Origin of the sequence: Pseudomonas petrae (genome assembly GCF_021728295.1) — a bacterium.
Lineage (GTDB): Bacteria > Pseudomonadota > Gammaproteobacteria > Pseudomonadales > Pseudomonadaceae > Aquipseudomonas > Aquipseudomonas petrae.
Map to the genome: position 1 here is coordinate 54,738 of NZ_JAKJXE010000020.1, position 25,150 is coordinate 79,887.

General features: G+C 59.5%; 18 protein-coding genes. 7 read left to right on the forward strand and 11 right to left on the reverse strand.

Annotated features, from left to right (window positions below):
- Positions 1-41: 41 nt before the first annotated feature.
- From L4G42_RS24525 to L4G42_RS24575, 11 genes are all read right to left on the reverse strand, one after another.
- Positions 42-1,016, reverse strand: a complete 975-nt coding sequence (locus L4G42_RS24525; RefSeq protein WP_237254225.1) for a peptide ABC transporter ATP-binding protein — start codon at positions 1,014-1,016, stop codon at positions 42-44.
- Complete coding sequence (locus L4G42_RS24530) at positions 1,016-1,984, reverse strand: ABC transporter ATP-binding protein (RefSeq protein WP_237259991.1); 969 nt, start codon at positions 1,982-1,984, stop codon at positions 1,016-1,018. The genes L4G42_RS24525 and L4G42_RS24530 overlap by 1 nt, the downstream gene beginning before the upstream one ends.
- Before the next feature lie 10 nt (positions 1,985-1,994).
- Positions 1,995-2,906: an ABC transporter permease subunit gene (locus tag L4G42_RS24535; RefSeq protein WP_237254223.1), complete on the reverse strand. Its 912-nt coding sequence runs from the start codon at positions 2,904-2,906 to the stop codon at positions 1,995-1,997.
- 11 nt (positions 2,907-2,917) lie between these two features.
- Positions 2,918-3,928, reverse strand: a complete 1,011-nt coding sequence (locus L4G42_RS24540; protein WP_065990182.1) for an ABC transporter permease subunit — start codon at positions 3,926-3,928, stop codon at positions 2,918-2,920.
- Between the two features lie 64 nt (positions 3,929-3,992).
- On the reverse strand, positions 3,993-5,600 hold the full coding sequence (locus tag L4G42_RS24545) for an ABC transporter substrate-binding protein (protein ID WP_237254222.1): 1,608 nt from the start codon (positions 5,598-5,600) through the stop codon (positions 3,993-3,995).
- A 97-nt stretch (positions 5,601-5,697) separates the two neighbouring features.
- Positions 5,698-7,077, reverse strand: coding sequence for an OprD family porin (locus tag L4G42_RS24550; RefSeq protein ID WP_237254221.1), 1,380 nt, complete (start codon positions 7,075-7,077; stop codon positions 5,698-5,700).
- Positions 7,078-7,234: 157 nt separating this feature from the next.
- Positions 7,235-8,836, reverse strand: coding sequence for an ABC transporter substrate-binding protein (locus tag L4G42_RS24555; RefSeq protein ID WP_237254220.1), 1,602 nt, complete (start codon positions 8,834-8,836; stop codon positions 7,235-7,237).
- 336 nt (positions 8,837-9,172) lie between these two features.
- Positions 9,173-10,801, reverse strand: coding sequence for an ABC transporter substrate-binding protein (locus L4G42_RS24560; protein WP_237254219.1), 1,629 nt, complete (start codon positions 10,799-10,801; stop codon positions 9,173-9,175).
- Positions 10,802-11,084: 283 nt separating this feature from the next.
- The gene (locus L4G42_RS24565; protein WP_237254218.1) at positions 11,085-12,683 is read right to left on the reverse strand and encodes an ABC transporter substrate-binding protein; all 1,599 of its coding nucleotides are present in this window, start codon (positions 12,681-12,683) and stop codon (positions 11,085-11,087) included.
- Between the two features lie 104 nt (positions 12,684-12,787).
- Positions 12,788-14,824, reverse strand: a complete 2,037-nt coding sequence (locus tag L4G42_RS24570) for a Het-C domain-containing protein (protein WP_237259990.1) — start codon at positions 14,822-14,824, stop codon at positions 12,788-12,790.
- 377 nt (positions 14,825-15,201) lie between these two features.
- A complete protein-coding gene (locus L4G42_RS24575; protein WP_237254217.1) occupies positions 15,202-15,918 on the reverse strand; it encodes an SIMPL domain-containing protein in 717 nt (238 codons plus the stop codon).
- A gap of 207 nt (positions 15,919-16,125) precedes the next feature.
- On the opposite strand from L4G42_RS24575, the gene L4G42_RS24580 reads away from it, so the two are divergent.
- The 7 genes from L4G42_RS24580 to garD all read left to right on the forward strand — a co-directional run bounded on the left by L4G42_RS24580 (position 16,126) and on the right by garD (position 25,004).
- Positions 16,126-17,382, forward strand: a complete 1,257-nt coding sequence (locus L4G42_RS24580; RefSeq protein ID WP_237254216.1) for an ATP-binding protein — start codon at positions 16,126-16,128, stop codon at positions 17,380-17,382.
- The gene (locus L4G42_RS24585) at positions 17,379-17,939 is read left to right on the forward strand and encodes a response regulator transcription factor (protein WP_065990162.1); all 561 of its coding nucleotides are present in this window, start codon (positions 17,379-17,381) and stop codon (positions 17,937-17,939) included. Before L4G42_RS24580 ends, L4G42_RS24585 begins: the two co-directional genes overlap by 4 nt.
- 100 nt (positions 17,940-18,039) lie before the next feature.
- Positions 18,040-19,776, forward strand: coding sequence for an ABC transporter ATP-binding protein/permease (locus L4G42_RS24590; protein WP_237254215.1), 1,737 nt, complete (start codon positions 18,040-18,042; stop codon positions 19,774-19,776).
- Positions 19,777-19,896: 120 nt separating this feature from the next.
- Complete coding sequence (locus tag L4G42_RS24595; RefSeq protein ID WP_108120830.1) at positions 19,897-20,646, forward strand: FadR/GntR family transcriptional regulator; 750 nt, start codon at positions 19,897-19,899, stop codon at positions 20,644-20,646.
- Between the two features lie 330 nt (positions 20,647-20,976).
- A complete protein-coding gene (gene kdgD, locus L4G42_RS24600; RefSeq protein WP_237254214.1) occupies positions 20,977-21,888 on the forward strand; it encodes a 5-dehydro-4-deoxyglucarate dehydratase in 912 nt (303 codons plus the stop codon).
- A 179-nt stretch (positions 21,889-22,067) separates the two neighbouring features.
- Positions 22,068-23,438: an MFS transporter gene (locus L4G42_RS24605; protein WP_237254213.1), complete on the forward strand. Its 1,371-nt coding sequence runs from the start codon at positions 22,068-22,070 to the stop codon at positions 23,436-23,438.
- A gap of 12 nt (positions 23,439-23,450) precedes the next feature.
- On the forward strand, positions 23,451-25,004 hold the full coding sequence (garD, locus tag L4G42_RS24610) for a galactarate dehydratase (protein ID WP_237254212.1): 1,554 nt from the start codon (positions 23,451-23,453) through the stop codon (positions 25,002-25,004).
- The last annotated feature ends 146 nt before the right edge of the window (positions 25,005-25,150 follow it).

A 25,150-nucleotide genomic window follows, 5' to 3' on the forward strand; every position in this document is an offset into this window, starting at 1 on the left:
CACACGCAACGGCCTTTTCTTACTCTTTCGTCACAGGTCTATCACGCCACAAACTGCTCCGCGTAATGGCAGGCAACCTGACGGTTGTCGACCAGGCGCAGCTCCGGCACTTCGGCGGCGCAACGCTCGGTCGCGTAAGGGCAGCGCTTGTGGAACGCGCAGCCAGACGGCGGGTTCAGCGGGTTGGGCAGCTCGCCGACGATTTTGATCTTCGGCTTCGACGGGTCTGGGTGGATCGTCGGAGTCGCTGACAGCAGCGCCTGGGTGTACGGGTGCAGCGGACGGTTGTAGATCTCTTCCTTGGGACCCATTTCGGCCGGGCGACCGAGGTACATCACCAGCACTGTGTCGGCGACGTGACGCACCACCGCCAGGTTGTGGGAGATGAACACGTAACCGGTGTTGAACTCTTGCTGCAGATCCATGAACAGGTTCAGCACCTGAGCCTGAATCGACACGTCGAGCGCCGACGTCGGTTCGTCCGCCACCAGCACTTTAGGCTGCAGCATCATCGCCCGCGCCAGCGCGATACGTTGACGCTGACCGCCGGAGAACATGTGCGGGTAGCGCTGATAGTGCTCGGGACGCAGACCGACCTGCGCCATCATTGCCTGCACTTTCTCGCGGCGTTCGGCGCTGGAAAGGCTGGTGTTGATCAGCAGGGGCTCGCCCAGTTGATCACCGACTTTTTGCCGTGGATTGAGCGACGCGTACGGGCTCTGGAATACCATCTGCACGTCTTTGCGCAGCTGTTTGCGCTGTGCCTTGGTTGCGCCGGTGACTTCCTGGCCAGCGATTTTCAACGAACCCGAAGAGGGCTCTTCGATCAGCGTCAGCGCGCGGGCCAGCGTCGACTTGCCGCAGCCGGACTCACCGACCACCGCCAGCGTTTTGCCAGCTTCGAGTTCGAACGACACGCCGTTGAGCGCGCGCACGGTTGCATGGGGCTTGAACAGCCCACGGGACACATCGTAGTGACGAGTAAGGTCACGAGCGGTCAGTACGATTTCGCTCATCACGCCACCTCCTGATTCAGCGGAAAGAAGCAACGCGCCAGACTATGGGCTTTCGGGTCAAGGCCCGGGCGTTGCTGGCGGCATTTATCCTGGACGTAAGGGCAGCGCGGCGAGAGCAGGCAACCACTTGGACGGTCGTAGCGACCCGGTACGATACCCGGCAGCGTCGACAGGCGCGCGGCGCCCATGCTGTGCTCGGGAATCGCCGCCAGCAGGGCTTCGCTGTACGGGTGCGCCGGGACGTTGAACAGCCCCGGCACCTGACCCACTTCCACGGCCTGACCGGCATACATCACGCAGACCCGCTGAGCGGTTTCAGCCACCACGGCGAGGTCGTGAGTAATGAGCACCAGCGCCATGTCCTGCTCTTTTTGCAGGGCCAGCAGCAGGTCCATGATCTGCGCCTGAATGGTCACGTCCAGCGCGGTGGTCGGTTCGTCGGCGATCAGCAGTTTCGGCTCGCCGGCGATTGCCATGGCGATCGCGACGCGCTGGCTCATGCCGCCCGAGAGTTGATGCGGGTAGGCGTCCAGACGCTGTGCAGCGCCCGGGATTTCCACCTTCTGCAACAGCTCCAGTGCGCGCTGATGGGCAGCACGCCCCGACAGACCCAAATGCTGCTTGAGCACTTCCTTGATCTGGAAGCCCACGGTGTAGCTTGGGTTCAGCGCTGTCATCGGGTCCTGAAAGACCATCGACATGTCTTTGCCGACGATCTTGCGACGCTGGCGCGCATTGAGCGTGAGCATGTCCTTGCCGTCGAAGACCAGGGCGTCGGCGGTGACAATGCCGGGGTGCTCGATCAGGCCCATGAGCGCCATCATGGTCACGGATTTACCCGAGCCCGATTCGCCCACGATCGCCAGTACTTCGCCCTTGTCGACGGCCAGATCCAGGCCGTCAACGACCGGGGTGGCCGTGGCGTCGCCAAAGCGCACGTTGAGGTTCTTGATGTTTAAAAGAGACATTCGGACGTCCTCAGGCGGCGTTCTTGAGTTTCGGGTCCAGCGCATCGCGCAGACCGTCGCCCATCAGGTTGATTGCCAGCACGCTGAGCAAAATGGTCAGACCCGGGAGGCTCACCACCCACCAGGCGCGTTCGATGTAGTCGCGGGCCGAAGCGAGCATGGTGCCCCACTCAGGCGTCGGCGGTTGTACACCCAGACCCAGGAAGCCCAGCGCCGCAGCGTCGAGGATCGCCGAGGAGAAACTCAAAGTGGCCTGAACGATCAGCGGCGCCATGCAGTTGGGCAGCACGGTGATGAACATCAGGCGCGGCAGCGTTGCGCCGGCCAGACGCGCGGCGGTCACGTAGTCACGGTTCAGCTCGCCCATGACCGCTGCACGGGTCAGACGCACGTACGACGGCAGCGAAACGATGGCGATGGCGATGACGGTGTTGATCAGGCCAGGGCCGAGGATCGCGACAATGGCCACAGCCAGCAGCAGCGACGGCAGCGCCAGCATGATGTCCATCAGACGCATGATGGTCGGGCCGAGGATTTTCGGGAAGAAACCGGCCAGCAGACCCATGAGGATCCCCGGAATCAGCGACATCACCACCGACGACAGACCAATCAGCAGCGACAGGCGCGAGCCCTGAATCAGACGCGACAGCAGGTCGCGGCCCAGTTCATCGGTGCCCAGCAGGAACCGCCATTGGCCGCCTTCAAGCCAGACCGGTGGGGTCAGCAGGAAGTCGCGGTATTGCTCGCTCGGGTCATGGGGGGCAACCCACGGCGCAAACAGGGCGCAGAACACGATTACCAGCATGAACGCCAGGCCCGCGACGGCGCCTTTGTTCTTGGAAAAGTGCTGCCAGAACTCTTTGTAGACGGACGGGTAGAGCAGGCTTTGATCGACTGCTGCTACGGGAGTAGGTGTGCTCATAAAAAGGGATCTCAGCGCTGATGACGAATGCGTGGGTTGGCAAAGCCGTAGAGGATATCCACCACGAAGTTGACCAGAATCACCAGGCAGGCGATTAGCAGGATGCCGTTCTGCACGACAGGGTAGTCACGGGCGCCGATGGCTTCGATCAGCCACTTGCCGATGCCCGGCCAGGAGAAGATCGTTTCGGTCAGAACAGCACCGGCCAGCAGCGTGCCCACTTGCAGACCGAACACCGTCAGTACCGGGATCAGCGCATTGCGCAGGCCGTGAACGAATACCACGCGAGCCGGCGAAAGGCCCTTGGCGCGCGCCGTGCGCACGTAGTCTTCACGCAGGACTTCGAGCATCGAGGAGCGGGTCATCCGGGCGATGACCGCCAGCGGGATGGTCCCCAGCACGATGGCCGGCAGAATCAGGTGACGCAGGGCGTCCATGAACGAACCTTCTTCATCGCTGAGCAGGGTGTCGATCAGCATGAAGCCGGTTTTGGGGGGAATGTCGTAGAGCAGATCGATACGGCCCGATACCGGGGTCCAGCCCAGCGATACCGAGAAGAACATGATCAGGATCAGGCCCCACCAGAAGATCGGCATCGAGTACCCCGCCAGGGAGATACCCATGACCCCATGGTCGAACAGGGACCCTCGCTTCAGTGCCGCAATGACACCGGCCAGCAGCCCGAGAATGCCTGCGAAGATCAGCGCCGCAATCGACAGTTCCAGTGTTGCCGGGAACAGCGAAGTGAATTCGGACCACACGCTCGTGCGCGTACGCAGCGATTCGCCCAGGTCGCCATGGGCGAGCTTGCCGACGTAATCGATGTATTGCGCATAAAGGGGTTTGTTCAGGCCAAGACGTTCCATGGCTTGGGCGTGCATTTCCGGATCGACCCGGCGTTCACCCATCATGACTTCGACAGGGTCGCCCGGAATCAGGCGAATCAGTGCGAAGGTCAGCAAGGTGATGCCGAAGAAGGTGGGTATGAGCAACCCCACTCGGCGAGCGATAAAACTAAACATCTTCTCGTGTACCTCATCAGGTACCGGCGGGTCTCTGGGTAGTAGAGCCCGCCGGATTCTTCTTCTACTTCACTTGGGTGGTAGCGAAGTTATTAGTGGTGAGAGGGCTGATGTGGTAACCCTCTACGTTGTTGCGCATGGCAGTGAACATCTTGGTGTGGGCCATGCTGATCCATGGCAGGTCCTGGTTGAAGATCACTTGAGCCTGCTCGTAGAGCGAAGCGCGTTCGGCCGGGTCGGTTTTTTCCCGTGCCTGATCGATCAACGTCTGGAACTTCTGATTGCACCAGCGCGCGTAGTTTTCGCCGTTTTTGGCGGCCTCGCAACTGAGGTTGGGGGTCAGGAAGTTATCAGGGTCGCCATTGTCACCTGCCCAGCCGGCCGACACCATGTCGTGTTCGCCGTTTTTGGCACGTTTGAGCATTTCTCCCCATTCCATGACGCGTATATCTAACTTAATGCCGACTTTGGCCAGGTCGGCCTGCATCATTTGTGCGCCCATGGTCGGGTTCGGGTTGGTCGCACCGCCGCCGTTGCGCGTAAACAGAGTCAGCACGGTGCCTTCCGGTACGCCGGCTTCCTTGAGCAGGGCGCGGGCTTTGTCCAGATCGTGGGCAGGGTTTTTCAACTCTTTGTTGTAGCCCAGCAGCGTGTCCGGATACGGATTCACGGCGACGGTGGCGTTGCCTTTGCCGAACAGGGCGTTGACGTAGGCTTCTTTATCAAAGGCGATCTCGATGGCCTTACGCACCCGCACGTCGCTCATGTACTTGTGCGTGGTGTTCATGGCGACGTACGCGGTGGTCATCGCGTTCAGTTCGTCGATCTTCAGGTTCGAGTCTTTCTTGATGTTCGGGATGTCATCGGGTTTCGGGTACAGGGCGATCTGGCACTCGTTGGCCTTGAGCTTCTGCAGGCGCACGTTGCTGTCGGTGGCGATCGCGAAGATCAGAGCGTCAGCCGGCGGCTTGCCACGGAAATAATCCGCGTTGGCCTTGAAGCGAACCTGAGCATCCTTGGCGTAGCGCTGGAAGACGAACGGACCGGTGCCGATGGGCTGGCTATTGAGGTTGTCGGTCTTGTTGGCCTTGAGCAACTGATCGGCGTATTCCGCCGAGTATACCGAGGCGAAGGCCATGGCGACGTCAGCCAGGAACGGCGCTTCGCGGCGGGTCAGGGTGAACTTGACGGTGCTGTCGTCCACTTTCTCGACGTTCTTCAGCAGCTCTTTGAAACCCATGCTCTCGAAGTACGGGTAGCCGACCTGCGACTGTTTGTGCCACGGGTGGTTGGGGTCCAGTTGACGCTGGAAGCTCCAGACTACGTCATCGGCGTTCATGTCGCGGGTCGGTTTGAAATATTCGGTGGTGTGGAACTTGACGCCCTTGCGCAGGTGGAACGTGTAGGTCAGGCCGTCATCGCTGATCTCCCACGTGTCGGCCAGCGCTGGAACGATTTCCGTGGTGCCTGGCTTGAAATCCACCAGACGGTTGTAAATGGTTTCCGCCGACGCATCGGCGGTCACGGCGGTGGTGTAGAGCGCCGGGTCGAAACCTTCCGGGCTGGCTTCGGTGCAGACCACCAGAGGCTTGGCCGATACGCCGACCGCGACGCTGAATACCGCCAGTGCGATCGCGCTGCGCAATGTTGCGAGTTTGAATGTCGATTTCAAGTAACGCACTCCGCAAGTGATGAAGCCATAAGTGAGTCGGTATCGGGCCACGAAGTTCGGTATTAACCGCGCCTTGAGGCCCGATCGATCGTGCTGATTACATAATGTTGAATGGAATCGTGGTCACCAGACGGAACTCGTTGATGTTGCCGTCGGCCTGGTTGGCGCTCGCGCGGTGAGTGGTGTAGGTCGCGCGCATGGTCGAGGCTTTCAGCGGGCCGGACTGCAGGGTGTACGACGAGCCGACACCGTATTCGTAGTGAGTTTCACCGTCCATTCTTGAGACGTCGTAAGCGGTGCCTTTGTAATGGGTACCGTCGATGTCGAAACCGCGCGCCTGGTAGATGTTGAACTTCAGGCCTGGCACGCCATAGTCAGCCATGTTCAGCAGGTAGCTCAGTTGCACCGACTTCTCGTTCGGGCCGTTGAAGTCCGAGAGCAGGGAGTTGGCCAGGAAGATGGCGTTGGTGTCGTGGACGTAGTCGAAGTAGGTGTCGCCTTCGACTTCCTGGTACGCGACGCTGAAGCTGTGCGCCTTGTGAGTGGCGGTCAACGACAGGCTGTACGTGTCGTTGTCGATCTCGCCCATCTTCTTCTGACCGGAATCCTTGGTCTTGTAGTAGTTCAGGTTGGTGCTCAGGCCCAGTACATCGGCGTCACCCAGTTCGTGGGTGAAAGCGAAGTAATACTGATGCCAGAAGTCTTCGACGTTGGAGGCGTAGAAGCTGGTGGTCAGGCTCTTGAACGGTTTGTAATCAACGCCTGCCATGTCAACGCGATCGGCGGTGGCGGTGTTGTTGGTGTACTCGGAACGGAACTTGGTCAGGCTCTGCTCGGTACGTGGCGACACGCGGTCGAAGCTGCCGGCCTGGATCGAGATGTTGTTGAACTCTTCGCTCAGAACGCTCACGCCTTCGAAGCTCGAAGGCAGCGCACGGTTGCCGATGTAAGCCAGCACCGGGGTGTTCATCGACTGGCGGCCGGCGGTCAGGGTCGTGTTGGAGACGCGCGCCTTGATGTTGCCCAGGCCCAACTTGCTCCACTGTCCAACAGGGTCGCCGTTGTTTTCGGTCAGCGTACGGTTGGCGCCGCCCATCAGGTCGTCTTTGTCACGGTCCAGCGCGACGGCGTTGTAGACCGCCAATTGCGTAGCGAAGCCGACAGTGCCCTGGGTGAAGCCCGAGCTGTAGTCAACGATGGTGCCCTGAACCCAGTTGATCCGGCGCGGATCGCTGTCGACGACAACGCCGTTCTCGCTGCGGCGGAACTCGCCGCCACGACGCAACAGTTCGTTGGCGTACCAGTTCTTGGTCGAACCGGTCAGTTTCGAGTCTTCCAGAAATCCCTTGGCTTCGCCCTGGGCGTTGCTGGTGGCCAGTGTGGTCGGAACGAATTCCTGACTGGTCGGCTCTGCCTGGGCCGCGACGCTGATGGCGAGTACGGAGAAGGCGAATACAGCGGTGCTGGCTTTTTTCACGTTTTGAAGCTCCCGATTACTGCTTTTTTAGAGGCGGGCTTTTTATGGTGTAGCCCGCTCGGTGGTGCGGCCTCATGGCCATTTTCTTGCCTATCCGACTAAACGCGGATAAAGCGATGCCAAAGGGCGTGGTTGCGCCCCCAGGCATGTTTTTGAATTATTCGGCGATGCTGACGCCCGAGAAGTTGTTGCGGTTGAACGGGCTCACCAGGAAACCCTGCACTTCCTTACGCAGCGGCTGGATCACCGTCGAGTGGGCAATCGGCGTAATGGGCACTTGTTCTTTCAGGTAATGCTGAGCCTGTTTGTACAGCGCGATGCGCTGGTCCTTGTCCGTGTTCGAGACAGCAGCCTTGACCAGCGCGTCGTATTTTTCGTCGCACCACATGGAGTAATTGTTGCCGCCGATGGACGCGCAGCTGTACAGCGTGCCCATCCAGTTGTCGGGGTCGCCGTTGTCACCGGTCCAGCCGATCAGCGAAATATCATGCTCGCCGTTCTTGCTGCGCTTGAGGTATTCGCCCCACTCGTAACTGACGATGGTCGCCTTGATGCCCACCTTGGCCCAGTCGGCCTGAAGCATCTGCGCCATGAGCTTGGCGTTGGGGTTGTAGGGGCGCTGGACAGGCATGGCCCAGAGGGTCAGTTCGGTGCCTTCCTTGACGCCGGCGGCGCGCAGCAACTCGCGGGCTTTTTCCGGGTTGTAGGGCGCGTCCTTGACCGTGTCGTCGTAGGACCACTGCGTCGGTGGCATGGAGTTCTGGGCCAGTTGCCCTGCGCCTTGATACACCGCGGCGATGATTGCTTTTTTATCCACCGCCATGTCCAGCGCCTGGCGAACCTGCAAGTTGTCCAGCGGGGCGTGGCGCACGTTGTAGGAGATGTAACCGAGGTTGAAGCCGGGCTTTTTGATCACCTGCAGGTCTTTGTCCGCCTCGATCGATTCAACGTCCGCCGGGCGCGGATTCAACGTCACCTGACACTCGTCCTTTTTAAGTTTTTGAATGCGTACCGAAGCATCTGTATTGATCGCAAAGATCAACTGATCAATCTTGACGCGACTCGGGTCCCAGAACGCTTTGTTTTTCACGTAGCGAATCTGCGAATCTTTTTGATATCGCTGAAACACAAACGGGCCAGTGCCAATGGGCGCCTGGTTAATATCGCGCACATCACCGGAGGCCATCAGTTTGTCAGCGTATTCAGCCGACAGAATTGACGCGAAGTTCATGGAAACGTTCTGGATGAATGCCGCGTCAACTTTGTTGAGTGTGAACACGACAGTCATCGGGTCGGTCTTTTCCACCGACTTGATGTTCTTGTCCAGGCCCATGCTGGTGAAGAACGGGAACTCCGTCGGATAGGCAACGCGGAAAGGATGGTCCTTGTGCAGCATGCGATTGAACGTGAACAGCACGTCGTCGGCATTGAAATCGCGCGTAGGCGTGAAGGTTTTGTTGCTGTGGAATTTGACGCCTTCGCGCAGATGGAACGTGTAGGTCAGGTTGTCAGGGGCGATGTCCCAGCTTGTGGCGAGAGCGGGTACCACGCTGGTCTCGCCGCGTGCGAACTCGGCGAGACGGTTGTAGATCGGCTCGGCGGCATCGTTGTCAGTGCCGGAGGTGTACTGACCGATATCAAACCCGGCCGGGCTGCCTTCCGAACAGAAGACCAGGCTTTTGCTGGCGGCCTGGACAACCGGCGTCATAGCCAGAAGGCCAGCGGCAATAAGTGATGGCATAACGATATTCGAACGCATGATATTCCTTATCGTGAGAGGCGCATTAGATGCGAATGCCTGCGCGATCCATCGCAATCGTTTGCGCAAATGGAGAGTCAACGCCCGGATACATCTCACTGTTCAAGATAAACAACGGACAGAATTTGCGGCTCGTCAGAAGGTATGTCTCTGGCGCCACACAGTCCATGGTTACGCGTGCTTCAAAGTCTGTAGGAAAAGTGCTTATCGTTAGTAGGCACCGACTGTAATCAAGTCGCTACTCATCTAACGATAGTCATTTTCATTTAACAATCGTGCATAACAACGCGGTCGCGTTGCCCTTGGGCAACGCGATCGAGTGGTCATCTGGAAGTATTACTTGCCGCTGACGCTGACGCCGTAGAACGAGTTCAGACCGAACGGGCTGATCTTGAAGTCCTGAACTTCTTTGCGCATCGGCTGATAAACAGTCGAGTGGGCAATTGGAGTCATAGGCACGGCATCTTTGAGCAGGTGTTGAGCCTGTTTGTACAGCTCGGTGCGTTTGGCCTGGTCGGTGGTTTCCTTGGCCTGGTGGATCAAGGTATCGAACGGCTTGTCACACCATTTGGCGAAGTTGTTGCCGTTAAGGGCGTCACAGCCAAACAGGGTACCCAGCCAGTTGTCCGGGTCACCGTTGTCGCCGCTCCAGCCAATCAGCATTGCGCCGTTCTCGCCGGCCTTGGCGCGCTTGATGTACTCGCCCCACTCATAGGAAACGATCTTGGCGTTGATGCCGATCTTCTTCCAGTCGTTCTGGAGCATTTCGGCCATCAGCTTGGCGTTCGGATTGTAAGGACGCTGAACCGGCATCGCCCAGAGGGTGATCTCGGTGCCTTCCTTCACGCCCGCCTGTTTGAGCAGGTCCTTGGCCTTGGCGACGTCGTACGGTGCGTCTTTGATTGTGGTGTCGTAAGACCACTGGGTCGGCGGCATGGCGTTGGTCGCCAGTTGGCCTGCGCCTTGATACACGGCGTCGATGATGGCTTTCTTGTCGACGGCCATGTCCAGCGCCTGACGTACTTTCTGGTCAGCCAGCGGGTTCGGCTTGTCTTCGCCCTTGATCTTCGGCATCACGTTGTAGGCGATGTAACCCAGGTTGAAGCCGGCCTGATCAGGCATCTTCAAAGCAGGGTCAGCCTTCAGCGGAGCGAGGTCAGCCGGACGCGGGTATGCGGTGATCTGGCACTCGCCTTTCTTCAGCTTCTGCGCACGAACAGAGGCGTCGGTGGTGATGGCGAAAATCAGGTTGTCGACTTTGACGTCTTCAGGCTTCCAGTAGTCCTTGTTCCCGGTGAAGCGGATGTTGGAGTCTTTCTGGTAGCTCTTGAACACGAACGGGCCAGTGCCGATCGGCTTCTGGTTGATGTCTTCCGGCTTGCCTTCCTTGAGCAACTGGGCGGCGTATTCAGCGGACTGAATGGACGCAAAGCTCATTGCCAGGTTCTGGATGAACGCGGCGTCGACGGTGCCGAGGGTCATTCTGACGGTGTGATCGTCGACCTTCTCGATCTTGGTGATGTTGGTGTCCATCGCCATGTCGGTGAAGTATGGGAATTCGGTCGGGTACGCCTTACGGAACGGGTCGTCCTTGTTGATCATGCGGTTGAACGTGAACAGCACGTCATCGGCATTGAAGGTACGCGTCGGTTTGAAGTACGGCGTGGTGTGGAATTTCACACCTTCACGCAGGTGGAAGGTGTAGGTCAGGCCATCCGGGGCAACGTCCCAGCTGGTGGCCAGGCCTGGAATGACAGCGGTGCCGCCACGTTCGAACTGGCTCAAACGGTTGAAAACGGTCTCGGCCGAAGCATCGAAGTCGGTACCGGTTGTGTATTGACCTGGATCGAAACCAGCAGGGCTGCCTTCGGAGCAGAACACCAGATTCGATGCTGCATGGGCGAAGGGAGCGCTGGCGATCAAACCTGCGCCGAGAAGAAACGGAATGACCGCTTTTTTGAGCATGGTGGCCTCAGTTGTTGTCATTTTTTGATTGAGGGTACGGCCTTTTGAGCCGGTCCCGCGGATACTTATGCAGGCGCCATACCCAAAGCAAGATGCTGGCGCCAGCAAGGTGACAAACAGTGGCACGAACGTACACGAATGTCGCATAAGTGTAATTTCTGACGCTGTTGAACGTTTGCGTGTCGCATATCGATATCTTTGTCGCACCAAAAGGGTGCGCCGCAACGTGGCGATTGCACCCGCTTCGGTCAGTAAGTGTTACTTCGCTGTTGGTTTGAGCGAATTATTTGGCCAGGCTCACGCCGTAGAAGGGCGTCAGGCCAAATGGGCTGAGTTTGAAATCCTGAACCTCTTTGCGCATCGGCTGGAACACTTTTGAATTAGCGATCGGGGTGATCGGCACGTCGTTTTTCAGAATGTTTTGCGCTTGCTGGTACAGCTTGATGCGCTCATCGCGGTTGCTGGTCAGCTTGGCCTGGGTCACCAGCTTGTCGTAGCTGGGGTTGCACCATTTGGCGTAGTTGCTGCCCTTCACCGCTCCACAGCTGTACAGCACGCCGAGCCAGTTGTCGGGGTCGCCATTGTCACCGGTCCAGCCGTAGATCATCACGTCATGCTCCCCAGCCTTGGCGCGCTTGATGTACTCGCCCCATTCATAGCTGACGATGTTGGCCTTGATGCCGATCTTCGCCCAGTCCGACTGAATCATCTGCGCCGACATGCGCGCGTTCGGGTTGGACGCGCGTTGCACGGTCATCGCCCACAGATTGATCTGCGTGCCCGGTGCAACGCCCGCTTCCTTGAGCAGCTGCTTTGCTTTTTCCGGATCGTGGGGCGCGTCCTTGATGTTCGGATCAAAGCTCCATTGCGCAGGTGGCAGAGCGTTCTGTGCCAACTGTCCGGCGCCCTGGTAAACGGCCTTGATGATCGCAGGCTTGTCGATGGCCATGTCCAGCGCCTGACGCACCTTCAGTTGGTCCAGCGGCGGATGGGTCACGTTGTAGGCGAGAAAGCCCAGGTTGAAACCGGCCTGACTCAACACCTTGAGGTTCGGGTCTTTTTGCGCTTCTTCGATGTCCTGGGGACGCGGATACCCACTGATCTGGCATTCGCCGGTCTTCAGCTTCTGCAACCGGGTGGCGGCGTCGGTGTTGATCGAGAAGATCAGGTTGTCGAGCTTCACGTCCTCCGGCTTCCAGTAATCCTTGTTGCCGACGTAACGGATCTGCGCGTCCTTCTGATAGCGCTTGAACACGAAAGGCCCTGTGCCGATCGGCTTCAGGTTGATGTCGCCAGCCTTGCCCTGCTTGATCAATTGGGCCGCGTATTCGGCCGACTGAATCGAGGCGAAGCTCATCGCCAGATTCTGGATGAACGCGGCATCGATGTTGTTCAACTGAAAACGGACCGTCTGATCGTCGACCTTTTCGACCTGCTTGATGGTGGTGTTCATGCCCATGTCGGTGAAGTACGGCGACTCCGACGGGTACGCCTTGCGGAACGGGTCGTCCGGTTTCAGCAGGCGGTTGAAGGTGAACAGCACGTCATCGGCGTTGAAGTCGCGGGTCGGTTTGAAATAGTCCGTGGTGTGGAATTTCACGCCCGGCCGCAGGTGAAAGGTGTAGGTCAAACCGTCGTCGGACACTTCCCATTGGGTAGCCAGTCCCGGCTCGACCTCGGTGCCGCCGCGCTTGAACTGGGTCAGGCGGTTGAAGACTGTTTCTGCTGACGCATCGAACTCGGTGCCACTGGTGTACTGACTGGGATCGAAGCCGGCAGGGCTGGCTTCCGAGCAGTAGACAAGGGTGCTGGCCGCCTGCACCGAGGGAACGCACAGCGCCATTGCGGCTGCCAGGAGCAGGGGTTTGAAGGTTGTGTCCATGTGAACCTCATTAAGTGCGGCACTCATGCCTGAATTCATCGACGGGATGATAGACAGCGGAGAGTGCCGCACTGTTTGGATCTCTTACAAGGTTCCGGGTGGGGTTACTTCAGAATTCCTAGCCACTTCAGGACCTCAAGGATCGTCGACCCGGTAGGCGTGAACCGGAACGCTAGCCACATGGGTGAATTGCTATCTAGAAACTCGCCGCGCATGAAGTTGAGATAAGCCAGGCTGTCCTTTCTCATTTGCTCCGATGCTTTTTTTGCCGAGGCAGCTATCAGCTTTCGGACTTCCAGCATTTCGACCTTGTCCTGGCTGCGGCGCAGGTCCTCGGGATTGCCGGCGGCCCAGGCTGCGATCTGTCTGTTTTGCCAGCTACAGTCCACCGGATGTTTGAAGTAGGCCTCCGCTACGGCGATCGGGTCGGCGCGGCCGTTGCCGTTCCAGCAACTGATCATCGCCATGGCGACGCTGCGCACTGCCTCGGTTGCCAGCGACCCTGCCAGCAGGTGCAGCGGATGCTGCGCGTGGTCTTTCGCCAACTGCGAGTGTGAAGGGTCGGTACAGCCATTTTCATGTGGGTCCTGTCCGTGGACCGTCTGCCAGTCGTCCACCTGGTCGCCAAAATGTGTCAGCACCTCCTTGAAAATAATCCCGACGGCGTTGCCCGGTACCGCAGACAGTCCCTGCAGATAAGCCGCGCAGCGCTGCAGGTACTCGGCGAACGGCAGATCTACCCAGCTGTCGCGGGTGGTGAGAAATGCGTTGTAGATTTCCAGGTAGCGCGGGTTGTGATGCTCCTCGAGCAGGATCAACAGCACCTGCTCCCGCGGGCTGCGATCGCCCGGTTTTATCGGTTGGTAGATGACGTCTTCGGTAGAAAACAGAATCTCCCCAAGTGGTCCGGCCAGGCTTGCGATGACATCAGTCGGTCCGAACATGCCTGTGACCAAGGGCAGGCCGGCCTTGCAGTTCGCCGGCGAGGTCCAGGGCAAGACGTTTCGATAGCCGTTGTTGATGAGCGCCAGCTCGACGAAATTGGAGTGGGCGAAGAAGTCTTCCAGCACATGCAGTGCGGAGCCAAACGCGCGCAAGCCTTCGGCGTTGGGACCTTTATCAATGGCGATGCGCAGCTCTCGACGCATGAAGTCGACGGATCGGCTGATGTAGCGCTTCATGGAGGTCTGGTAATCGACTTCCAGCTGGGGGCTGCCCGCCAAGATGGCGACCTCGAAATCCAGATCACGGGTGGTGGGATCTGGCGCGTTGGGATTGGTGACTTTCGGGTTGTCGATATGCTCGGAAGGGCGATATACCCCCAGACGCGCAGGCGTCACCTTGTAGTCGGATGTAGGCTGTCGGCGCAGCTCGCCGAAGCGTTTGACCGACAAAATGTCAACGATGCGGGTCAAAGCGTCACGGGACAGCACGTCGGGGAAGTCTTTGGGCATGTCCATCGCCCGGACAATTTTTGGGTCAAGCAGCTGGGAGTAGTCGCGCAGCCAGTTGCCGAAATAAACCGCATTGACCTCAGCCTGAGTCAGGCCGCACGTCAGCAATACCTTCTCTATCTCCAGGTGGGTTTGCCTTGCTTCATCGCCATCCCCCGCCTCGAAGCCCTCCTGATCCGACTCCGGGCGAGGTGCAAGCGGTTTTCCGAGACCCGCGATGTGTTTCCGGATGATCGCGTTAGACGACTGAGCCCAGTGCGCGGTGATTTCCTGAGGCAGGTTCTCTTGCACGTCCCACCATGTGGCGATTTGAATCCGGGATGGAACGGGTTTTGCGATACACGCGAGCCAGAGTGCGAGGCGTGCGCCTTCTTCACCTTCAGCGTCTGCTGCCAACGGACTCGCCGATAGGTGCGGCTGAATCAGATCGCTGCGCAGGACGTTATCAAGATGATGGCCGAACTCGTGCAGCAGGATATTGAGCAGGATTTCGGGCTCGGTGCCCGCAAGGGCACTGCTGACCACTGAGGGGTTGATCCGGATAAGCCGTTCGCGGTTGTCGTAGTGGGCCAGTTTCGGCACGTCGCTCAAAACGCAATTGGCATTGGCGATCTCGCCGGCGAGCAGCTTTTTGCGCAGCAGCGTGAAGACGTTGGCAGGGATGTCTTCGCCAAAAATCCAGAGCATGGCAGCCTGAAACTCTTTGGGTGCGAGTGAGGCTACGGTCTGTTTGAACAGTTCGAGGGCAAAGTTGCTTTGCAATTGCTCATGACGCAGTTCGTCAATGGGCAGGGAGGGAGGTAAACGAGTCATGACGCTTTTCTTCCTTGAGTGAGTAAGTGCGCGTTGCCGGTCCCTTTGGTCAGGGCAGGCGGCATGGTCAATGCGCGGTGATCCGTTGCAGATTGCGAGTGAATTATTCAGGCAATACGCAGCAATCGGAAATCAGCCAAAGCGTTGAGCGATGTAGGAGGAAACGGCGAGGGAGGGGCGAAGAGGCAACAAGGCGAGCGCGAACAGCGGGAGAGGGAAAGAGCGGCAGCCATCGGCTGCCGCCGTGTGCATCAAGGGATAGCGACCTCGATGACACCGTCTGCTGCCACGCTCACCTGACTGGTCCCGGCCTCGACATCCGGTGTTGGCGCTGCGTCGGCACGCGCGGCCTTCATCATCATGACCGGCGCTCGCAGATACGGCTGCGGGAAACCGGAGGTGTTCAGGTTCAGGTTGACCAGCTTGTAGCCGGTGCCGCCCAGTGCGTCAGTCACCAGTTTGGCGCGGGCGCGGAATGCCGTCACAGCATCCTTGAGCAGTGCGTCCTCGCTGGTCTTGCGTGCGGGGTTGGAAATCGAGAAGTCCATGCCACCCATTTTCATGTCGCCGCCCAACAGGTCGCCGGTCAACTTGGACAGCGCGGCGAAGTCGGCGCTTTCCAGGCGCAGTTCGGCATGCTCGCGCCAGCCCGTGATCTTCTGACCTTTGTCGTCGTAGATCGGGTAGCTGTTGCGGCTGCCCTGACGAATGTTGATGTCCTTGACCTGACGCGCTTCGCCCAAGGCCTTGTTCAGGGTTTCAGTGACGCCGGCCGCCAGTTTGGCCGGGTCGGTGTTCTGCGATTCGGTGTAGAGGGTGACGGTCATCAGGTCGCGCTGCACTTCCTGGCTGACCTCGGCGCGGACCGAAACCTGGTTGTAGTGAACGTCGTCGGCGAGGGCAGGGGCGCTGGCCAGCGCGAGTGCGCCGAGGGTGAACAATGTGGCAGTGGGGCGAAGGCTGAACATAAAAACTCCTTGTTTGGCGAACCGTCCCGAGGCGCATTGCAAGCCCTTGGCGAACGGATGCCCATGAGACTGTGAACCTGGAGGCTTGTTCCTGCACCGTCGCACACGCGTAAGATGGATGTGGCGCTTTGACGCACTTTGACGGCAACTGTTGTCGCATTCGTTATACTCGCTCCGATTCGCCTGGAGCGCTCATCAGGAGAGCTCATGCTCGCCCCCTTGCAACTGCTTTCCGCCACCCGTCAGAACCTCTGGCGCCTGACGTTCATCCGCATTCTGGTGCTGGGTGCGCAGGCGGGCTCGGTGGGGGTTGCCTATCTCTTCGATCTGCTGCCGCTGCCGTGGCTCCAACTGGACATCACCCTGGGTTTCTCGGCAATCGTCTGCCTGCTGACGGCCATTCGCCTGCGCACCTCGTGGCCGGTGACCGAGCTTGAATACGCCGTGCAACTGGCATTCGACCTGTTTATTCACAGCGCGCTGCTGTACTTCTCCGGCGGCTCAACCAATCCCTTTGTTTCTTATTATCTGGTGCCGCTGACCATCGCCGCCGTGACGCTGCCTTGGCGTTACTCGCTGATCCTGTCGGGCATCGCGCTGGCGTTGTACACCCTGATGCTGGCCAAGTTCTTCCCGCTGGATGCCTTTGTGGCCCGGGAGAACATGCAGATCTACGGCATGTGGCTGAGCTTTGCGCTGGCGGCTGGTGTGATCACCTTCTTCGCCGCGCGCATGGCCGAAGAGCTGCGTCGTCAGGAACACATGCGTGCCTTGCGCCGCGAAGAAGGGGCGCGCGATCAGCAACTGCTGGCGGTGGCGACCGAAGCTGCCGGCGCCGCCCATGAACTCGGCACGCCGCTGGCCACCATGAGCGTGCTGCTCAAGGAAATGCAGCAGGACCACAAAGACCCTGCGCTGCAGGAAGACCTCTCGGTGCTGCAGGATCAGGTCAAGCTGTGCAAAGAGACGTTGCAGCAACTGGTTCGCGCCGCCGAAGCGAATCGTCGGCTTTCGGTCCAGGAACAGACCGTCACGCATTGGCTCGATCAGGCGCTCAATCGCTGGCACCTGATGCGCCCGGAAGCCACCTACCGCTTCCAGCGCTTGGGGCAGGGCGACGTGCCGGTGCTGGCGCCGCCGCCCGATCTGACCCAGGCGCTGCTGAACCTGCTCAACAATGCCGCCGATGCCTGCGCCGAAGGGCTCGAGGTGAATCTGGACTGGACCGCCACTGAAATTCGCATCAGCATCCGCGATCATGGCGCCGGCGTCCCGTTGGCCATCGCCGAGCAGATCGGCAAACCGTTTTTTACCACCAAGGGCAAAGGCTTCGGCCTTGGCCTGTTCTTGAGTAAGGCCAGCGTGACCCGCGCGGGCGGCTCGGTGAAACTCTATCCTCACGAGGAGGGCGGCACGCTTACCGAGCTGCGCCTCCCCCGTGACGCACGAGGAGATGAAGCATGACTGACGAAATCCAGGTTGAAGGCGAGGAACTGCCGCACCTGCTGCTGGTGGACGACGACGCCACTTTCACTCGCGTGATGGCTCGGGCCATGGCGCGCCGTGGCTTTCGCGTGAGCACCGCCGGTTCCGCCGACGAGGGCCTGGCCCTCGCGCAGCAGGATATCCCGGACTACGCCGCCGTCGACCTGAAAATGGAAGGCGACTCGGGGCTGGTGCTGTTGCCCAAGCTGCTGGAACTGGACCCGGAAATGCGCGTGCTGATCCTGACCGGCTATTCGAGCATCGCCACGGCCGTTGAAGCGATCAAGCGCGGGGCTTGCAACTACCTGTGCAAACCCGCCGATGCCGATGACGTGCTGGCAGCGCTGCTGTCCGAACATGCCGACCTGGACACACTGGTGCCGGAAAACCCGATGTCAGTGGACCGTTTGCAGTGGGAGCACATCCAGCGCGTATTGACCGAGCACGAGGGCAATATTTCGGCGACGGCGCGCGCGCTGGGCATGCATCGGCGCACCTTGCAGCGCAAGTTGCAGAAGCGCCCGGTCCGTCGTTAAGCAGGGAATGCTCCTTAAACATTTCTTCATGGAAGATCGTCTGTGGCGTCTGGCACATTGGCGCCAACGCCTATAACTGCCCGCTGCCGAGCTTTTTGCCATGAATTTTGATGTAGATGAATCCAGGGTCAATGACGCTGTGAACGGGAATTTCTTTTCCCGGGTCTGGAAGCTGGTGACGCCTTACTGGCGCAGCGAAGAAAAAGGCATGGCCTGGGTGCTGCTGATCGCAGTGATCGTGCTGTCGCTGTTCAGTGTATTCATCTCGGTGCTGGTCAACAGCTGGTACCGCGACTTCTACAATGCGCTGCAGAACAAGGATCTGGGGGCCTTCACCCATTTGATCCTGTATTTCTGCGGCATTGCCGCCATTGCCATTCTCGGCGCGGTGTATCGCCTCTATCTGACCCAGATGCTGACTATCCGCTGGCGTCGCTGGCTGACCGAACAGCATTTCACCAAATGGCTCGCGCACAAGAACTACTACCGGCTGGAGCAGGGCGGTTACACCGATAACCCTGACCAGCGGCTGTCCGAAGACCTTAATAACTTCACTTCTGACACCCTCAGTCTGAGCCTGGGCCTGCTGCGCACCGTGGTCAGCCTAGTGTCGTTCTCGGTCATTCTGTGGGGCGTGTCCGGCAGCATCGAGCTGTTTGGCATCACTATTCCCGGCTACATGTTCTGGGCCGCGCTTATTTATGCGGCGGTCGGCAGCTTGCTGACTCACCTGATCGGCAAACGCCTGATCCTGCTGAGCAATCAGCAACAGCGTTACGAAGCCGACATGCGTTTCTCGCTGGTGCGCGTTCGCGAGAACGCCGAAAGCATCGCCCTGTCCGATGGCGAGGCCAACGAGAATCAGCGTCTGAGCGCGCGCTTCGGCATGGTCTGGAGCAACTTCTGGACGATCATGAAGGTGCAGAAGCGCCTGACGTTCTTCACGGCCGGTTACTCGCAGATCGCGATCGTCTTCGCCTTCGTCGTGGCCGCGCCGCGTTATTTCGCCGGCAAGATCGAACTGGGCGAGCTGATGCAGATCAACTCGGCGTTCGGCAATGTGCAGGAGAATTTCAGCTGGTTCATCGACGCGTATACCCAGTTGGCATCGTGGCGCGCCACCTGTGATCGTCTGCTCAGCTTCCGTCAGGCCATGGACGAAAACGAAGCGCGCGTGCCGGCCATCAAGGTCAGTCATGAGAGCGACGCCTTGCAGCTCGAAGGCCTGGCACTGTCCCTCGCAGGCGGTCGCCAGTTGCTGAACAACGCCAACATTCATATTGCAGCAGGTGAGAAGGTCATGCTCAGCGGCCGCTCCGGCAGTGGCAAAAGTACGCTGCTGCGGGCGATGGGCGGGTTGTGGAAAGAAGGCCATGGCGCGGTGAAATTACCGGCCAAACGTGCGTTCTTCCTGCCGCAAAAACCGTATCTGCCAATCGGCACGTTGCGGGAGGCGTTGAGCTATCCCCAGGCGCCCGAGGTCTATCCTGCCGAGCGTTTTGCGCAAGTGCTGGAAACCTGCCGCCTGGGTCACCTGATCCCGCGACTGGACGAGAGCGAGCATTGGCAGCGCATGCTGTCGCCGGGTGAGCAACAGCGCGTCGCGTTCGCCCGCGCCCTGCTGTTCGCGCCGGACTGGTTGTACCTGGATGAAGCGACGTCAGCGATGGACGAAGAGGATGAAGCCGCGCTGTATCAGGCGTTGCTGGACGAGTTGCCGGGCGTGACATTGCTCAGCATTGGCCACCGCAGCAGCCTCAAGCGCTTCCACCGTCGGCACGTGCGCATCGACGGCGGTCAGCTGCATGAGCAGCCGCTAACGGAAACGGCGCTTTGAGCGTAAAGTGCTGAAGCCATAAAGGTCGTAAAACCAGGAGCCTCGCCGGGGTTGTTGTGTGATCACACAACCCGGTGAGCTATCATCAGCGTTCAGCGTACTTAGAGATGCATGTTGGATATGGAAAATCAGAGCGCTCCGCCTCGCGCCCGCCGAAAGCACCGCAGTCTCGCGCAGGAATTGGTTACCGAACTCTCCGAGCGCATCCGCACTGGCGGACTCAAGCGCGGCGATAAGTTGCCCACCGAGTCTGCCATCATGGAAGAGCAGGGCGTCAGCCGTACCGTCGTACGCGAGGCCATCTCGCGCCTGCAGGCGTCAGGGTTGGTGGAGACCCGGCACGGCATCGGCACCTTCGTCCTTGATACACCGAGCCCGAGCGGTTTCCGTATCGATCCGGCGACCATCGTCACCCTGCGTGACGTCCTGGCGATTCTTGAGCTGCGCATCAGTCTTGAAGTCGAGTCGGCCGGCCTGGCTGCTCAACGCCGATCCGCCGAACAACTGGCCGACATGCGCGCCGCCCTCGATGCGCTCAGTGAAAGCGCAGCGCATGCCAGCGATGCCGTGGGCGCCGATTTCCAGTTCCACATGGCAATCGCGCTGTCGACCGGCAACCGCTACTTCACCGACATCATGAATCACCTGGGCACCAGCATCATTCCCCGCACCCGTCTGAACTCCGCGCGCCTGGCCCACGACGATAACCAGCATTACATGAGCCGCCTGAGCCGCGAGCACGAGGAAATCTACGACGCCATCGCGCGCCAGGATTCCGATGCCGCCCGCGCCGCCATGCGCCTGCACCTGACCAACAGCCGCGAACGCCTGCGCCATGCCCATGAAGAGGCTGAATCGCAGCGGGCTTGAGGCGACTGTTTAAAAGGGCAGGCGACGCTGATCAAGTGTAGGAGCGCGCTTGCCCGCGAAGGCGATGGGTCATTTTGCGCAGCGGCGTCTGGAGAAACGCTTTCGCGGGCAAGCGCGCTCCTACAAATATCCCCTGCAACGGCTGCAACGGCCAACAGTCAGGCGCCGTCGCCCATTCTGCCCTCCCTCGAAATCACCACTCATCCTCCTCCGTCATAAATATTTCAAAACGGTATTGAGTGATCCTCTCCCCAGTTGTACGATGACTTACGACATCAGCGCAGGACTGGTGCTTCATCCACAAAAATAGCTTCCCAGGGTGTTCGAATAATGAATCCACAAGAACTGAAGTCCATCCTCTCTCACGGTCTGCTTTCCTTCCCGGTTACCGATTTTAATGCCCAGGGCGACTTCCACCGCGCTGGCTACATCAAGCGTCTGGAATGGCTCGCTCCGTACGGCGCCTCTGCGCTGTTCGCAGCAGGCGGCACAGGTGAGTTCTTCTCCCTGACCGGCGACGAATACTCCGAAATCATCAAGACTGCCGTCGACACCTGTGAAACCAGCGTGCCGATTCTGGCTGGCGTCGGGGGTCCGACCCGCCAGGCGATTCAAATGGCTCAAGAAGCCGAGCGTCTGGGTGCCAAAGGCCTGCTGCTGTTGCCTCACTACCTGACCGAAGCCAGCCAGGACGGCGTTGCCGCCCACGTTGAAGCGGTCTGCAAATCGGTCAGGATCGGTGTTGTCGTTTACAACCGCAACGTCTGCCGCCTGACCCCGTCGCTGCTGGAGCAACTGGCCGAGCGCTGCCCTAACCTGGTCGGCTACAAAGACGGCCTGGGTGATATCGAACTGATGGTTTCGATCCGCCGTCGTCTGGGTGACCGCTTCTCCTACCTGGGTGGTCTGCCCACCGCAGAAGTCTACGCCGCCGCCTACAAGGCGCTGGGCGTGCCGGTCTACTCCTCGGCGGTGTTCAACTTCCTGCCGAAGATGGCCATGGACTTCTACCACGCCATCGCCAAAGACGATCACGAGACGGTCGGCAAGCTGATCGACGATTTCTTCCTGCCATACCTGGACATCCGTAACCGCAAACACGGCTACGCAGTGAGCATCGTGAAGGCGGGCGCCAAGCTTGCCGGTTACGACGCAGGTCCGGTCCGCGCGCCGCTAACTGACCTGACTTCCGACGAAGTGGACATGCTGGCTGCATTGATGGACAAGCAGGGCAAGCAGTAACCGTCCATTTGCCGCAAAACCGCTGAGCGATCAGCGGTTTTTTGCCCTCGGGGCGTCGCTAACGGATACCTGGAAGTACAGCTTCAAACCGCATCTGTTTTAGGGGCAGGGGCGAGCAGCACACACACACATAAGATCGTTTACCCGCGCAAAAAAAATAACTAGTGGGAGTTTCGAACATGCAGAAAACCAAGCCGACTCACGTCCGCTATTTGATCTTGCTCATGCTGTTTCTGGTGACCACGATCAACTATGCCGACCGTGCAACCATCGCCATCGCGGGCTCCAGCCTGCAGAAAAGCCTCGGCATCGACGCCGTCACCCTCGGTTACATCTTCTCCGCATTTGGTTGGGCGTACGTCGCCGGCCAGATCCCCGGCGGCTGGCTTCTGGACCGTTACGGCTCCAAGAAAGTCTACGCATTGAGCATCTTCACCTGGTCGCTGTTCACCGTGCTGCAAGGTTATGTCGGTGAGTTCGGTCTCTCGACCGCCATCTTCCTGCTGTTCGCATTGCGCTTCATGGTCGGCCTCGCCGAAGCACCCTCGTTCCCCGGCAACGCCCGCATCGTCGCGGCCTGGTTCCCGACGTCTGAACGCGGCACGGCCTCGGCGATCTTCAACTCGGCCCAATACTTCGCCACTGTGCTGTTCGCCCCGATCATGGGCTGGATCGTTTACACCTTCGGCTGGCAGCACGTGTTCCTCGTGATGGGCAGCATCGGTATCGTGTTCTCGCTGATCTGGCTGAAAGTTATCCACAGCCCGCGCAACCACCCGAACATCAACAAGGAAGAGTTCGATCACATCGCCAACAACGGCGGCATGGTCGACATGGATCAGGACAAGGGCAAAGGTTCGGCCAGCGGTCCGAAATGGGACTACGTGCGTCAGTTGCTGACCAACCGCATGATGCTGGGCATTTACCTGGCTCAATACTGCATCAACGGCATCACCTACTTCTTCCTGACCTGGTTCCCGGTGTACCTGGTTCAAGAACGCGGCATGACCATCCTCAAGGCGGGCTTCATCGCTTCGCTGCCGGCCATCTGCGGTTTCATCGGCGGCGTACTCGGCGGGATTATTTCCGATTACCTGCTCCGTAAAGGTCACTCGCTGACCTTCGCACGCAAGGCGCCGATCATTGGTGGCTTGCTGCTGTCGACCTCGATCGTGACCTGCAACTACGTCGACATCGAATGGGTCGTCGTGGGCTTCATGGCACTGGCCTTCTTCGGCAAGGGCGTGGGCGCACTGGGTTGGGCGGTCATGTCCGACGCATCGCCGAAACAAATCGCCGGGTTGAGCGGCGGTCTGTTCAACATGTTCGGTAACATCGCTTCCATCACCACACCCATCGTCATCGGCTACATCATCAGCACCACCGGTTCGTTCAAATGGGCGCTGGTGTTCGTCGGCGCCAACGCGCTGGTGGCGGTGATCAGCTACATCTTCATCGTCGGTGAAATCAAACGTGTAGAACTCAAGGAAACCCCAGTGAAGGGTGCCTTGCCGGCCAGTGAAGCCGAGCTTTCTCAAGCGAAACTCTGAGGAAAAACCGTGATGAACTTGATCCAACATGCCGACTCGCCGCGTTACATTCGCTTGCACGCGCTTGATAACGTCGTCGTCGTGGTCAATGACCAGGGCGTTCCGGCGGGGACTGAATTCGATAATGGTCTGGTGACTGTCGATAATGTGCCGCAAAGCCACAAGGTGAACACCGTGGACATCGCCGAAGGGGAGCCGATCATTCGTTACGGCCACACCATCGGCTATGCGCTGCAGCCGATCCCGAAGGGCAGTTGGGTCAAGGAAGATCAGCTGCGCATGCCGTCAGCGCCGGCGCTGGACAGTCTGCCGATGTCCGATGCCGTGCCGGTCAGGGGGGAGCCGCTGGAAGGCTTTACCTTCGAGGGCTATCGCAACGCCGACGGCACTGTCGGCACGCGCAATATCCTGGGCATTACAACGACCGTTCAGTGCGTCACCGGCGTTCTGGATTTCGCTGTCAAGCGCATCCGCGAAGAACTGCTGCCCAAGTACCCGAACGTCGATGACGTGGTGGCGCTGACCCACAGCTACGGCTGCGGCGTCGCCATCACCGCTAAGGACGCGTACATCCCGATCCGCACCGTGCGCAATCTGGCGCGCAACCCGAACCTGGGTGGCGAGGCGCTGGTGATCAGCCTGGGCTGCGAGAAGTTGCAGGCCGATCAGGTCATGCACGCCGACGACGCCTCGGTCGATCTGAGCGAGCCCTGGCTGTATCGCTTGCAGGACTCCAAACACGGCTTCAACGAAATGATCGAGCAGATCATGGAATTGGCCGAGACGCGCTTGAAGAAACTCGACCAGCGTCGTCGCGAAACGGTGCCGGCGTCGGAGTTGATTCTGGGCATGCAGTGCGGTGGCAGCGATGCGTTTTCCGGCATCACCGCCAACCCCGCATTGGGTTATGCGTCGGACTTGCTGCTGCGCGCGGGCGCGACCGTGATGTTTTCGGAAGTGACCGAAGTGCGTGACGCGATCTACTTGCTGACCTCCCGCGCGGAAAACATGGAGGTCGCGGAAGGCCTGGTTCGCGAAATGGACTGGTACGACCGTTATCTGGCCAAGGGCGAAGCGGACCGCAGCGCCAACACCACCCCGGGGAACAAGAAGGGCGGGTTGTCGAACATCGTCGAGAAGTCTTTAGGGTCAATCGTCAAGTCCGGCAGCAGCGCGATCAACGGGGTGCTTGGCCCTGGCGAACGGGTGACGCGCAAAGGCCTGATCTTCTGCGCAACGCCGGCGAGCGATTTTGTCTGCGGGACGCTGCAACTGGCGGCCGGGATGAACCTGCACGTGTTCACCACCGGACGCGGCACGCCGTATGGTCTGGCGATGTCACCGGTGGTGAAGGTGTCGACCCGCACCGAGCTGGCCCAGCGCTGGCCGGACCTGATCGACATCGATGCCGGGCGCATTGCTACCGGGCGCGCGAGCATCGAGGACCTGGGTTGGGAGCTGTTCCACTTCTATCTGGACGTGGCCAGCGGCAAGAAAAAGACCTGGACCGAGCACTATCGTCTGCATAACGACATCACCCTGTTCAACCCGGCGCCGATTACGTAACCAATCCGCGCTTCAACTCCGTGGGAGCCGGCTTGCTGGCGAACGCGTTAAGTCAGATAACGCAAATATTACTGACCCACCCCATTCGCCAGCAAGCCGGCTCCTACGGATCTACATACAACTCAGACTCGGGATTTGACGCCGAC